This is a genomic window from Nesterenkonia xinjiangensis (assembly GCF_013410745.1).
Lineage (GTDB): Bacteria > Actinomycetota > Actinomycetes > Actinomycetales > Micrococcaceae > Nesterenkonia > Nesterenkonia xinjiangensis.
Genome location: NZ_JACCFY010000001.1, coordinates 3,285,136 through 3,298,300, shown reverse-complemented (window position 1 = coordinate 3,298,300; position 13,165 = coordinate 3,285,136). Strand labels below are relative to the sequence as shown.

Here is a 13,165-nt window from a genome sequence, read left to right as displayed (position 1 = left end):
TCTAGGCATGGAAGTCACCACTAGATGCTGTACTCACACCAGTGTAGTTCGTCCACCGGTGAGTGCACAGCCCCTGTGGATCGACGGATGCCCGGATTCACGCGGATCCACCCACCTGCACCCTCATTGCTCCACAGCTGTGGAGATCCGCCTCTCCACGGAGGGGATGATCTTTCTCACCGCGTGTCGCGGCGTGTCGTCTCCCCTCGGACCGAAGATGTGCCACCACGACACCGGGCCGACCGCAACATCTTGTGCTGCGGCCGGCCCGGTGGGGTGACGAGCGGCCCCCGCGGCGGTCCTGCTCCACGGTGGGCGGCTCCCCTCTCTTCTCTCAGCTCCAGGGTGCGCTGATCACCTTCCCGGAGCTCGCGGAGTCCCGAGCGGCGGAGAAGAGCCCCTCCGGGTCCTCCGGAGGCAGCTCATGGGTGATGACAGCCTCTATCTGCGGGCGTCGGGCGAGGAGGCTGATCGCGGCGTCGATCTCCTCATGGAACCGGAAGGTGCCCACGTAGCGCACCTCCTTGGCGATGAACGGCGAGAGGTCCACGGGTCGGGGCTCCGCAGGGACCATCCCCACCTGGACCACGACGCCGGCAGGGCGCACTGCCTGGAGCACAGAGCCGATCGCGGCCGTGGCCCCGGAGCACTCCAGCACGACGTCGAAGCTGCTCTGCGGCAGCGCGTCCGTAGAGACGTCCACAGTGTCCTGGGCGCCCTGCCCGCGCGCCCGCTCCAGCGGACCGGGAAGCACGTCGGCCGCGGTCACCGCGGCCGCTCCGGCGTCGACGGCGGCGGCCACCGCGAGCAGTCCGATCGGACCCGCACCGGTGACCAGCACCCTCGCACCCTCCAGCTGCGCTCCCGCGGCCTTGGCCTGGGCCAGCGCGTGCAGGGAGACCGCCAACGGCTCGGCCAGCACCGCGCGTCGCACGGGGAGCTCCGGAGGCAGCGGCCGCACCATGTCCCGCTCGACCACCAGCAGCTCGCTGAGCGCCCCCTGGGTGTGCGGCCAGGTCGAGGCGCTGCCGAGATAGGAGCCGCCGCGCCACAGGTGCGGGGCGTCGGCGAACCGGGCGTCCCTCTCGCCGAACCGGGCTGGATGCACGGTGACCGGGGTGCCCGGCGCCAGCTCGCCGGCGGGGTCGTGCTCGACGACGCCGGAGAGCTCATGGCCGGGGATCAGTGGCTCCCGCACCACGAAGGCACCGTTGGCGCCCTCGAAGTAATAGTGCAGATCCGAGCCGCAGATGCCCACATGGTGCACCTCCAGGCGCACCTGGCCCGCCTCAGGGGCGGGGACGTCCACTCTCCGCACGGCCGCCTGCTCCGCCGCGTCGATGAACAGTGCGCGGACCTCGCGGCTGCTCGGCATGCTGTGGTCCTGCATCAGACCACCGCCGTCATGCCGCCGTCGACGAACAGGTTCTGTCCCGAGATGAAGCTGGAGGCCGGTGAGGCGAAGAACAGCAGCGCCCCGGAGAGCTCGTCGAAGGAGCCCCAGCGGCGCGCCGGAGTCCGGTTGACCAGCCAGGAGTTGAAGGTCTCGTCCTCCACCAGCGCCCGGTTCATCTCCGTGGCGAAGTACCCCGGGGAGATCGCATTGACCTGGATGTCGTGGCGAGCGAGGTCGGCGGCCATGCCCTTGGTCAGCTGGACCACGGCGCCCTTGGTGGCCGAGTACGGGGCGATGGTCTCTCGGGCCAGCAGAGACTGGACCGAGCCGATGTTGATGATCTTGCCCGAGCCGCGTTCCACCATCCCCGGCACCACATGTCGGGAGACGTAGAACACGCTGTCCAGGTTCGAGGCGACCAGGGCGTCCCAATCCTGCGGGTCGAAGGTCTCGAAGGGCGCCCGGCGCTGCAGTCCTGCGTTGTTGACCAGGATGTCCGGCACGCCGTGCTCGGAGACCAGATCCTCCACCCCCGCGCGGACCGCGTCGACGTCCGTGACGTCGAACCGGACGCTGACGGCCTCGTGCCGGGATCGTTCGGAGGCCTCGCGTCGGACCTCCTCCAGCGCCTGCGCGTTGCGCCCGTGGACGACGACCCGGGCACCGGCGTCCGCCAGAGCCAGCGCCAGGGAGCGACCGAGCCCCCGCGACGAGCCGGTCACCAGGGCCAGGCGGTCGCGGACGTCGAAGAGACCTGAGGGCAGGTCTGGGGTCTGTGCGGCGTCGGGGTCACCGATGTGCTGCTGTTCATCCATCATGATGTTCCTCCTCAGAGCGCGCTGGCGGCCAGATAGACGATACCGACCAGCAGGAATCCGACGACTGACTGCAGCGCCTGCTGCACGGTCCAGGTCTTCAGAGTGGTCTTCACGTCCATGCCCATCAGGCGACCCACCAGCCAGAAGCCGGAGTCGTTGACGTGTCCGGCGAAGACCGATCCCGCGGCGGTGGCCAGGACGATGCAGGCGACCTGCAGCGGGTTGAAGTCACCGGCGAGCACGGCTGGCGAGGCCAGACCGGCGGCGGTCACCAGTGCGACGGTGGCCGAGCCCTGAGCCAGACGCAGCGCCACGGCGATCAGGTAGGCGGCCACGATCACCGGCAGGCCGACGCCGCTGAGCGTGTCGGCCAGCGCGTCACCGATGCCCGAGGCTCGCAGCACACCGCCGAACATGCCGCCTGCACCGGTGATCAGGATGACGGAGCAGACCGGGCCGAGCGCGGAGTCCAGCAGCTTCTCCAGGGCCGTGCCCTTCTCGCCGCGACGATGGCCGAGCACGACGGTGGCCACGATGACGGTGATCAGCAGCGCCATGGCGGAGGTGCCCAGGAAGGTCAGGGTCTGCACCCAGAGGGCCTCGTCGTCGACCACGCCCACCGAGGCGAGGCTGCTCAGGCCGGTGTTGAGGAAGATCAGGAACATCGGCAGCAGGAGCAAGCCGATGACGGTCCGCACCCGCGGCGGGTTCCTCGGCTGGTCGTCGTCGACGTCTCCGAAGAGGCTCGGCACCGGAAGCATGATGCGCTCCCCGACCAGCCGGCCCCACATCGCGCCGGCGAGGTACCACAGCGGGTAGGCGATGAGCAGACCGACCAGCAGGACCAGGCCCAGGTTGGCCTCGTAGAACTCAGAGGCCGAGACCGGCCCGGGGTGCGGCGGCAGGAACACGTGCATCACCGAGAACGCGGCCGCGGTCGGGATGCCGAAGAGCAGCACTGACTTGTTGCCGGAGACGCGCCGCGCCACGGCGAAGACGATCGGCAGCATCATCACCAGGCCGGCGTCGAAGAACATCGGGAAGCCGAGGATCAGCGCGGCGATGCCCAGGGCGAACGGTGCGCGCTTCTCGCCGAAGGTGGTGACCATCCGGTCCGCCAGCGCCTGCGCGCCGCCGGAGTGCTCCACCAGGCGCCCGAGCATGGCACCCAGGGCCACCAGGATCGCCACCGAGGCCAGGGTCGAGCCGAATCCGTCCATGAGGGTGTCCGAGATGGCCCCCATGGGCACCCCGGCGACGATCGCGGTCAGCGCGGAGACCACGACCAGTGTGATGAAGGCGTGGACCTTGAAGCGGATGATGAGGATGAGGATGAGGGCGATGGCGCCGGCGGCGATCGCCAGCAGCGGGCCCGTGCCCAGGGTCTGGGTCCAGTTGTCCATGTGACTCTCCATTGATGTGCGGGGACGGAGCAGAGGAGCGGATCAAGTGTCCTGCCTCACACGCTGCGATCGATGCGAGCTTGCCATATAGATCACACCTTTCGCAAGGAGTCGTCATACCTATGCGTGTCAGTCATCACGGGGTGATCCTGGTGACCTAGTGTTGTGGTGATCAGCGCAGTCGCATCCCTAAGGCAGGCCCCGTGGCATCTCACGACTCCGTCCTCGACCACCTCGGACGTCGGATCGCCGGCGGAGAACTGACCCCCGGCACAGTGCTGACCCTGGCCGGACTGGAGGGCGAGTACGGAGTCTCCCGCACAGTAATCCGTGAGGCGGTCCGTGTCCTCGAGGCCAAGGGCATGGTGGCGTCCAAGCGACGCATCGGTGTCACTGTCAGCGCGATGCGGCAATGGAACGTGCTCGACCCCGGACTCATCCGCTGGCGCCTGCGCAGTGCCGCCCGTGCCCAGCAGATCGTCGCGCTCACGGAGCTGCGCCTGGCCGTCGAGCCCGCCGCGGCTCGGCTCACGGCACTGCGCGCCACAGAGGACCAGCGGGCCGAGATCGGCCGGCTTTCGGCAGAGCTCAAGCGCCTGGGCGACGACGGACGCGGGGACAGCCCCGAGTACCTCGCCGCCGACATCGCCTTCCATGACTGCCTGCTCGACTCCTGCGGCAACCTCATGCTGACGGCGATCAGAGGGCCCATCGCCGAGGTGCTCACCGGTCGCCAGGACGCCGGGCTCACCCCGGCCCACCCCGTGCATGAGGCGCTGCACAACCACGTGGAGGCCGCCGCGGCGATCGTGCGCGGCGACGCCGACGCGGCAGAACGGCATGTGCGCGGCTACGTGGAGGCGATCCTGGCTGAGGTCCGCGCCTACCCCTGACTCCGGCTCCTCCGCCCTCAGACCACCCGGTGATCACAAGGTCGGCCCTGGAGCAGCGCGAGCAGGTTCTCCACCGAGGTGTCGGCCATCCGGGTGACCGCCTCGGCAGTGTGCGCGCCGCTGTGCGGGGTGGCCACCACGCGAGGGTGGCCCACGAGGGGAGACTCCTGCGGCGGCTCGCTCTCATAGGCGTCCACGGCCACACCGTGCAGCCTCCCCACCTCCAGGGCACGCCATGCCGCCTGCTCGTCGAGCAGGCCTCCACGTGCCGTGTTGACCACGATCGCCCCCTCCGGCAGCAGGCCCAGGCGCCGGGCGTCGAGCAGGTGGCGCGTCCCCTCGGTCAGCGGCACGTGGAGGGTCAGCACGTCGGCACGTGCGCAGACGTCGTCCAGGGAGCCGGGGACGATGCCCAGGTCGCGAATCTGCCGCTCCCCCATCGCTGGGTCACAGCCATGGACCTCCATGCCCAGACCTGCGGCCGCCCGGGCCACCTGACGGCCGATGGCCCCCAGGCCGATCACCCCGAGCCGTCGCCCTCCGAGCTCGATTCCGTCGGCGCGGGGCCACCCGCCGTCGGCGACGGCCGCGTCGAGCATCGGGATGCGGCGCGCCACGGCGAACATGAGGCCCACGGTCAGTTCGGCCACGGACCGGGAGTTGGCCCCGGGGGCGTTGGCCACCGCCACGCCGGCGGCGCGGGCGGCCTCCAGATCGACCCGGTCGGTGCCGACCCCGTACCGGGAGATGACCTTCAGCCGAGGGGCATCGGCGATGATCTCGGCGGTGTAGTGGTCCAGACCGGCGACGACGCCGTCGACATCGGTGAGGAGCACGCCGAGCTCAGCGGGGGTCAGCGGTCGGCCGTGCGGGTTGATGACCACCTTCGCGCCGGCGTCGCGCAGGCGTCGCATGGCGGCGGCCTCCGGGGACCGGCTCAGTGAGGTCGGTGTCACGAGGATCTTCATCGGAGGCCTCCTCGGACGTCCTGGTCAGGGCTGGTGCGGGCGTAGCCCTCCAGATAGCGTTCGAACTCGGCGGCATAGCGGCGGCTCCTTGTCAGTTCCGGGACGACCGATGCCCGGTGAGAGTCCGTCAGCGCCGGCTGGGCCGCAGGCAGACCGGCGGCGCGCAGCGCCATCTTCACCGCGCCGACCGTGGAACTGTGCTGAAGGGCGGAGAGCTCCATCTCCACCCCGAAGACGTCAGCGGTCAGCTGGGTCCAGAACGGCGAGGAGAGCACCCCGCCGGAGAGGATGATGCGTTCGGGTTCCCCGTTGAGCGCGATCAGCTCGCGGTAGCAGTGGTAGAGGGAGAAGGTCACCCCGTGGAGGACCGACTGGTACAGGTCCTCCTTGCCATGGCTCGGGTGCAGGTCCAGGAAGCCGCCCCGGCGCTGGTCCTGCCAGCCGGGACAGCGCTCCCCGAAGAGGAACGGCATGAACAGCGGCATGTCCCGCTCCCGGGTGCTCAGCATCGGCTCGAGCTGATTGTAGGTCGTGGACCCGCCGAAGAGCTGATCCTTGGCCCAGTCCACGCAGTTCGTGCACCCCGAGGTGGCCGCCCCGGAGAGCCACCCCGTGGGCGAGCGGTAGGCCCAGGTGCTCATCTGCGGGGAGAGCGACGGCGCCTCGACGGCGCAGCGCAGGGCGCCTGAGGTTCCCATCGAGAAGGTCATCTCCCCGGGGGTCGTGGCATCCTCGCCCACCTGGTTGAGCCCCCCGTCGGGGCCAGGCAGGACCACCGGGGTCCCGGCGGCTACGCCCAGCATGCTGGCGGCCTCGCGGGTCAGCGGGGCGGTCTCCTCGCCATGATGCAGCTCAGGCAGCAGGATTCCGTCGAGTCCGAGGCGGCTGATCACCTCCCGGTCCCAGTCATCCTCGGCGGTGCTGAGCAGTCCGGTGCCGGAGGCCTGGGAGTAGGAGGTCCAGACGCGGCCGGTCAGCCGAGCGAAGGTGTAGCTGTTCTGATCCAGCACCAGACCGCCGGCGACCTGCATGCCCTGGCGACGCAGGAGCATGAGCTTGAAGGCCGGATAGCTCGCATTGACCATGCACCCGGTGCGGACGTAGAACCAGCGGGTGAACTCCTGGTCTTCGCGCAGCTGGGCGCAGAGGTCCTGGGCGCCGGTGTAGGGCCATTCCTGCACGGCGGTGATCGGAGCCAGGTCCGGCTCGCGCAGGGTCATCCCGTGCCAGGTGCCGGACAGGGCGATCATGTCGACCGCGCGCCCTGCCGCAGCTTCTGCGCCGAGCTGGACGAGCTGGACGAAGATGCCCTCAGCCTCACGGACGGCCGGATCCTCTCCCCCGATGACGAACCGGCGGGTGCGGACCGTCACCTCCTGGGTCTCCGTGTCGAAGAGCATGGTCTTCGCCGAGGTGGTGCTTGCTTCAAGGGCAAGGATGAGCATCCGTCTCGCCTCCGGGGTCGACGCTGAGGGTGGAGGCGAGCCGACCGAGGCGGCACCGCCTGAGTCCAATGATATGATCATTTCCGGTCAAAAGTGAACCGGGCCACTCTGACACCCGGCGGAAAGGCCCCTCATGTCCTCCGTGCTCTCCCGGATCTGCGGCCACGGCGTGGTGCCCGTGGTCACGCTCGACGACGCCGCCCATGCCCCCACCCTCGGGCGCGCGCTGCTGACCGGCGGACTGCCGGTCGCCGAGGTCACCTTTCGCACACACGCCGCCGAGGCCGCCGTCGCCGCACTCAGCCAGGAGCCCGAGCTCCTGGTGGGAGCCGGCACGATCATCACCGCGGATCAGGTGGACCGAGCCGCCGCGGCCGGCGCACGATTCATCGTCTCCCCCGGCCTGTCCCGCAGCGTCGTCGCGCGCGCTGCCGCACATGATCTGCCGGTGATCCCAGGGGCCGTCACCGCCACGGAGGTGCAGGCCGCCCTCGAGCTCGGGCTCACCGCGCTGAAATTCTTCCCCGCCGCCAGCTCCGGCGGTCCGGCTGTCATCAGCGCCCTGGCGGCCCCCTTCCCTCAGGTGCGGTTCATGCCGACCGGCGGAGTGAGCCCGCAGAACCTCTCCGACTACCTCACGATCCCGTGCGTGATGGCCGCAGGCGGCTCCTGGATGGTGCCGCAGCACCTGGTCGCCGCACAGGACGAGGCCGCGCTGTCCGAGCAGGCTCGGCGCAGCGCGGCCCTGGTCGCGCAGATCCGCGGGTGATACCCGCTCGTCAGCTCAGCTGTCGACGTCCTCGTCCACCCAGTCGAAGGACCTGGTGACGGCCTTCTTCCACAGCCGCAGGGCCTGCTCCCGGTCCGCCTGGTCCATGTTCGGCGTCCAGCGCTTGTCCTCGGCCCAGTTCGCGGTGACCTCTTCGGTGCCCTTCCAGAAGCCCACCGCCAGGCCGGCCGCATAGGCCGCACCCAGGGCTGTGGTCTCGATCACCTGCGGACGGACCACGTCCACCCCGAGAATGTCGGCCTGGAACTGCATGAGGGTCTCGTTGACCACCATGCCGCCGTCGACCTTGAGCTCGGTCAGCGCACGTCCGGCGTCCTCGTCCATGGACTCCACGACCTCGGCGCTCTGGTACGCCACAGACTCCAGAGCCGCCCGGCAGAGGTGGTTCTGGTTGACGTAGCGCGTCAGTCCGACGATCACACCGCGGGCGTCGGACTTCCAATAGGGTGCGAAGAGCCCGGAGAAGGCCGGCACGATGTAGGCGCCGCCGTTGTCCTCGACCTTCTTGGCCTTCTCCTCGGACTCCGGCGCCGAGCTGATGATGCCCAGGTTGTCGCGGAGCCACTGGACCAGCGAGCCGGTCACCGCCACCGCACCCTCGAGCGCGTAGACGGTCTTCTCCTCCCCGAGCTTGTAGGCCACAGTGGTCAGCAGCCCATTGTCGGAGCGGACCGCCTCGGTGCCGGTGTTCATCAGCATGAAGTTTCCGGTGCCATAGGTGTTCTTGCCCATGCCGGGCTCGAAGCAGGCCTGCCCGAAGGTCGCCGCCTGCTGGTCGCCGAGGATTCCGGTGATCGGGGTGTCGATCAGCAGACCCTGCTTGTGGCCATGGCCGTACACCTCGGACGAGGACCGGATCTCCGGCAGCAGGGACATCGGGATGCCCATGTCCGCGCAGATCTGCTCGTTCCAGTCCAAGGTGTCGATGTTCATCAGCAGGGTGCGCGAGGCGTTGGTGACATCCGTGATGTGAGTCCCCCCGTTGGGGCCCCCGGTCATGTTCCACACCAGCCAGGAGTCCATGGTGCCGAACATCAGATCCCCGGCCTCGGCCAGCTCCCGGGCACCCTCGACGTTGTCGAGGATCCAGCGGATCTTCGGCCCGGCGAAGTAGGTGGCCAGCGGCAGTCCGACCCGCTCCTTGTAGCGCTCCGGCCCGGCGTCCCCTGCCAGCTCGTCACAGATCTTCTGCGTGCGGGTGTCCTGCCAGACGATGGCGTTGTAGACCGGCTCACCGGTGCGGCGGTCCCAGACCGCCGTGGTCTCACGCTGATTGGTGATGCCCACGGCGGCGAGGCTGTGCCGGTTGATGTTGGCATCCGCCAGGGCGAGTCCGACGACCTCGCGGGTGTTGCGCCAGATCTCCAGCGGGTCATGCTCGACCCAGCCGGCCCGCGGCAGGATCTGCTCGTGCTCCTTCTGGCCGCTGCCGACGATCTGTCCGCCGTGGTCGAAGACCACCGCGCGCGTCGACGTCGTGCCCTGGTCGATCGAGAGGACGTAGTCATTCATGGGCTTGTTCCTTCCCAATGGTGTGCCGTGCTGGTTCGGACCCGCTCCGACGGCCGGTCAGCCGACCGGAACGGGGTGCTGCTGCTGTCTCGAGGGTACGCCTCAGCGGATTCTCAGGCTCCGAGCAGCGGCAGCACCTGGACGGTGGAGCCGGCCAGGATGGCGCCGAGGATCGGCCCCACGATCGGGACCCATGAGTAGGCCCAGTCGCTGGAGCCCTTGTTGCCGATCGGCAGCAGCGCGTGCGCGATGCGCGGGCCGAGGTCACGAGCGGGGTTGATGGCGTAGCCGGTGGGCCCACCGAGTGAGGCGCCGATGCCGACGACGACCAGGGCCACCGCCAGGGGTCCGAGCTCGGCAGGTGTCTCACCGAACATCAGCACCAGCAGGACCAGCACGTAGGTGCCGATGACCTCGGTGACCACGTTCCACCCGTAGGCCCGCTTCTCCGGGCCGGTGGAGAACACCCCGAGGATCTTGCCGGGGTCGGTCTCATCGTCGAAGTGCTTCTTGTAGGCGAGCCAGGCGCCGACGGCCCCCAGGAAGGCGCCGATCATCTGCGCGGAGAAGTAGGCCAGCATGTTCTGCAGGTTCGCCGCGATGCCCGGAGCGAACTCCTCGGCCCCTGAGGTCATCAGACCCACAGTGACGGCCGGGTTGATGTGCGCACCGGAGCCGTAGGCCACGTAGACACCGGCGAAGACGCCGAGCCCCCAGCCGAAGTTGATCAGCAGCCAGCCGCCGCCCATGCCCTTGGTGCCGACGAGGATCGCGTTGGCGACCACGCCGGCACCCAGCAGGATGAGCATGGCCGTCCCCATGATCTCAAACAGGAAGATTGTTCCCATGGTTTCCTCTCAGAAGATATTCGTCTTTGAATACGATGCGAATGATGTACCCGTCAAGCTTTCTCGACCCCTATCAGCCTCTCGTTCAGTGTCGCCCATCACACCGCCCAGCGGATACACGAATGCCCGCCCCCGGCGGGGCCACAGAGCTGCGGTGATGCTGCCGCCGCCGGGAGCTCCCGGCGGCGGCGGCACCTCGGACTAGCCGGGCAGGTATTCGGGCGTCGCCGCGGAGACCAGTCCGGCCGCCTCGGCGTCGCTGCTGGAGCGCTCGGCGGCCAGATGCGCCTCCACCACTCCGGTGAAGGCCGCCTTCTCTCGGGCGACGGTCTCCTCATCCCAAGCCAGGATCGGGGCGACCAGCTCGACGACGGTCTCCATGGCCCGGAGACCACGGTCCGGCACCTCGTGGAAGACCCGTGTGCGACGCTCCAAGAGATCCTCCACGTGCAGGGCTCCCTCGGCGCGGGCGGCGTAGACGAACTCCACGCGGAGGTGGCCCCCGCTGTCCGGGACCTCCTCGCCGAGATCGGCGTCCTGGTCCACCAGGGCGAGCAGCTCGGCCAGCAGGGCGCCATAGCGGTTCAGCAGGCGGTCCACGGTCTCGTCGGACCAGCCGTAGTCGCGGGCGATCTCTGGGGCACGGGACTCCCATTCGCTGTAGCCCTGCGCGCCCAACAGCGGCATCGCATGGGTGAGGCTCTCGCGGTGGACCTGGCGGTCTCCGAGCGCGAAGGAGATGATGTCCTCGGCCATCACCCGATAGGTGGTGAGCTTGCCCCCGGCCACTGCGGAGAGTCCCGGAGAGAGCTGCATGACGGTGTGCTCGCGGGAGACCTTGGAGCTCTTGGACTCGTCAGTCTCCATCGGCTGCAGCAGCGGCCGCAGGCCCGCCCAGCTGCCGATGACGTCCTCCCGGCTGAGATCCGCCTCCAGCACGGCGTTGGCGTGCTCGAGCACGTAGTCGATGTCCTCCGAGGTCGGTGCAGGCGTGTCGACGTCCTCGTGCCAGGCGGTGTCGGTGGTGCCGATCGACCAGTAGTTCCCCATGGGAATGATGAACAGGACCGACTTCTCGGTCTGCGTGATCACTCCGACATGGTCGTCCGCGGCGATCCGGTCCTTGGGCACGGTGATGTGGATGCCCTTGGAGGCGAGCACCTTCAGCCCAGACGGCACGTCGGCGGCCTCCTGCTGACGTCCGGTCCAGACGCCGGCGGCCAGGATCGTCTCCCGGGCGTGGATCTCCAGGCGTCGCCCGGTCTCCTTGTCCCGCACGGTCACTCCCTGGACCGGGGCGTCCTCGGCGGCGGCCTGATCGGCGTCGTCGACGTCGGGAGCCTCCGCACGCAGATACTCGATCACCTCGGTACGGGTGGCGATCTGGGCGCCGAGGCTGTGGGCGCTCCGAGCCAGAGTCATCACCAGGCGAGCATCGTCGACCTGGGCGTCGTAGTACTCCAGCGCACCGATGAACTTCTCGTGGTCCAGGCCGGCGAAGCGCTGGCGCAGGCGGGTGCGGGAGAGATGGCGGTGGAACGGCACCGGACGCTTCTCCCCCGGCCGCATGGACATCGCATCATAGAGCGAGACGCCGGAGCCGATGAAGGCGCGGTCGACCACACGCTTCTCGAAGGGAAAGACGAACGGCAGGGCACGGACCAGGTGCGGCGCGGTGTGCTTCAGCAGCAGGTCGCGCTCGCGCAGGGCCTCGGCGACGAGCTTGAAGTCCAGCATCTGCAGATAGCGCAGACCACCGTGGACGAGCTTCGAGGAACGGGAGGATGTACCCTGGGCCAGATCCTGCGACTCCACCAGACCCACACGCAGGCCTCGGGTGGCGGCGTCGAAGGCCGCGGCTGCGCCGACGACACCTCCGCCGACGATCAGGATGTCCAGAGGGTCCTCGGGACTGGTCCCGGCCATGGCGTCCAGCGCCTCACGGCGGGTCTCTGCGCTGAGCGGCTCTGCTCTCACCGGCGATCTCCTTGTCACATGGACGGCGATGTGGGACCCATCTCACCGGGTGTGGTGCATCTTCTCAAGGAATCTGCACATACGTGCAGAAATAGGGGATACTGCGCCCTATGAAGACCACGTATCGGGAGAAGGCCGAGTACCACGCTGCACGGATGTACTACGGGGAACATCGCACGATGCAGGCGGTGGCCGCAGAGCTCGGCGTCTCCCGATCGACAGTCTCCCGGCTCCTCCAGCAGGCGCGGCGCGAGGGCATCGTGCGGATTTCCCTGCACCCTCCCGTGGACCGTCCCAGCGCCCTGGAGCACCGGATCGGGGAGCTCTACGGGGTGCGCGCCCATGTGGCCGTCTCCGAACGCGGCGACGCCCCCTCGCGCCGCAGCGACAGCGTGGCGGTGCTCGCCGCCGGCCTGGTCGACCGGCTGGTACGTCCCGACTCCGTGGTCGGCGTCGCCTGGGGCCAGACCATGACCTCAGTGGTGGCCCGGCTGAACAGACGGGAGGTTCCGGACCTGCACGTCGTCCAGCTCAACGGAGCCGTCAACTCCGAGCCGGAGGGCATCGGCGCGCCCCTGGGCACCGGGATCGGCGTGGTCGAGCGATTCGCCGCCGCCTACGGCGCGCGCGCCCATGTCTTCGCCGTGCCCGCGTTCTTCGACTATGAGGAGACCAAGCAGGCGCTGTGGCGCGAACGCTCGACGCGGCGGATCCTGGACATGCACCGTCGCGCCGCGCTGGCGGTCTTCGGCGTCGGCACCTTCGCCGAAGGGCTGCCCTCCCAGGTGTACTCCGGCGGGTACCTCAGCCGCGACGACCTCAACGCGCTCTCCTCAGAGCAGGTGGTCGGCGATGTCTGCACCGTCTTCCTCCGCGCGGACGGCAGCTGGGAGGACATCGCGCTCAACCGCCGCGGCTCCGGTCCGGTGCCCTCGGAGCTGGTCCGCGTCCCGCGCCGGATCTGTGTGGTCAACGGGCCGCACAAGGTTCCGGCGCTGCGGGGAGCCCTCGCCGCCGGGCTCGTCACCGATCTGGTGCTCGACCAGATCTCCGCCGACCGGCTGGCCTACGGGCACCCGCGCGATCAGGCTGCTGGAGGGGCCTGATCAGTGCCC

11 protein-coding genes are annotated in these 13,165 nt (G+C 69.2%); 3 read left to right on the top strand and 8 right to left on the bottom strand.

Features of this window, described 5'->3' with window-relative positions; all coding sequences use genetic code 11:
- Positions 1 to 334 precede the first annotated feature (334 nt).
- The 3 genes from HNR09_RS14760 to HNR09_RS14750 are packed head-to-tail and all read right to left on the bottom strand — an operon-like array spanning position 335 to position 3,617.
- A complete protein-coding gene (locus tag HNR09_RS14760) occupies positions 335 to 1,375 on the bottom strand; it encodes a zinc-binding dehydrogenase (RefSeq protein WP_179542723.1) in 1,041 nt (346 codons plus the stop codon).
- A gap of 14 nt (positions 1,376 to 1,389) precedes the next feature.
- Positions 1,390 to 2,214, bottom strand: a complete 825-nt coding sequence (locus tag HNR09_RS14755) for a glucose 1-dehydrogenase (protein WP_246348875.1) — start codon at positions 2,212 to 2,214, stop codon at positions 1,390 to 1,392.
- 11 nt (positions 2,215 to 2,225) lie between these two features.
- Positions 2,226 to 3,617, bottom strand: coding sequence for a GntP family permease (locus HNR09_RS14750; RefSeq protein WP_179542722.1), 1,392 nt, complete (start codon positions 3,615 to 3,617; stop codon positions 2,226 to 2,228).
- Between the two features lie 203 nt (positions 3,618 to 3,820).
- Here HNR09_RS14750 and HNR09_RS14745 point away from each other — a divergent pair, with 203 nt between their 5' ends.
- Positions 3,821 to 4,510: a FadR/GntR family transcriptional regulator gene (locus HNR09_RS14745; RefSeq protein ID WP_343047561.1), complete on the top strand. Its 690-nt coding sequence runs from the start codon at positions 3,821 to 3,823 to the stop codon at positions 4,508 to 4,510.
- Positions 4,511 to 4,527: 17 nt separating this feature from the next.
- Here HNR09_RS14745 and HNR09_RS14740 read toward each other — a convergent pair whose 3' ends face one another.
- Positions 4,528 to 5,478, bottom strand: coding sequence for a phosphoglycerate dehydrogenase (locus HNR09_RS14740; protein ID WP_179542721.1), 951 nt, complete (start codon positions 5,476 to 5,478; stop codon positions 4,528 to 4,530).
- Complete coding sequence (locus HNR09_RS14735; protein ID WP_179542720.1) at positions 5,475 to 6,923, bottom strand: gluconokinase; 1,449 nt, start codon at positions 6,921 to 6,923, stop codon at positions 5,475 to 5,477. The genes HNR09_RS14740 and HNR09_RS14735 overlap by 4 nt, the downstream gene beginning before the upstream one ends.
- A gap of 133 nt (positions 6,924 to 7,056) precedes the next feature.
- On the opposite strand from HNR09_RS14735, the gene HNR09_RS14730 reads away from it, so the two are divergent.
- The gene (locus tag HNR09_RS14730; protein WP_179542719.1) at positions 7,057 to 7,692 is read left to right on the top strand and encodes a bifunctional 4-hydroxy-2-oxoglutarate aldolase/2-dehydro-3-deoxy-phosphogluconate aldolase; all 636 of its coding nucleotides are present in this window, start codon (positions 7,057 to 7,059) and stop codon (positions 7,690 to 7,692) included.
- A 15-nt stretch (positions 7,693 to 7,707) separates the two neighbouring features.
- Here the strand turns inward: HNR09_RS14730 and glpK are convergent, their stop codons facing one another.
- From glpK to HNR09_RS14715, 3 genes are all read right to left on the bottom strand, one after another.
- Positions 7,708 to 9,225: a glycerol kinase GlpK gene (gene glpK / locus HNR09_RS14725; RefSeq protein WP_179542718.1), complete on the bottom strand. Its 1,518-nt coding sequence runs from the start codon at positions 9,223 to 9,225 to the stop codon at positions 7,708 to 7,710.
- 113 nt (positions 9,226 to 9,338) lie between these two features.
- Positions 9,339 to 10,073, bottom strand: a complete 735-nt coding sequence (locus HNR09_RS14720; RefSeq protein WP_179542717.1) for an MIP/aquaporin family protein — start codon at positions 10,071 to 10,073, stop codon at positions 9,339 to 9,341.
- 201 nt (positions 10,074 to 10,274) lie between these two features.
- Positions 10,275 to 11,999, bottom strand: a complete 1,725-nt coding sequence (locus tag HNR09_RS14715) for a glycerol-3-phosphate dehydrogenase/oxidase (RefSeq protein WP_179543238.1) — start codon at positions 11,997 to 11,999, stop codon at positions 10,275 to 10,277.
- A gap of 161 nt (positions 12,000 to 12,160) precedes the next feature.
- Between HNR09_RS14715 and HNR09_RS14710 the strand changes: the two genes are divergently transcribed.
- Complete coding sequence (locus HNR09_RS14710; protein WP_179542716.1) at positions 12,161 to 13,156, top strand: sugar-binding transcriptional regulator; 996 nt, start codon at positions 12,161 to 12,163, stop codon at positions 13,154 to 13,156.
- Positions 13,157 to 13,165 lie beyond the last annotated feature (9 nt).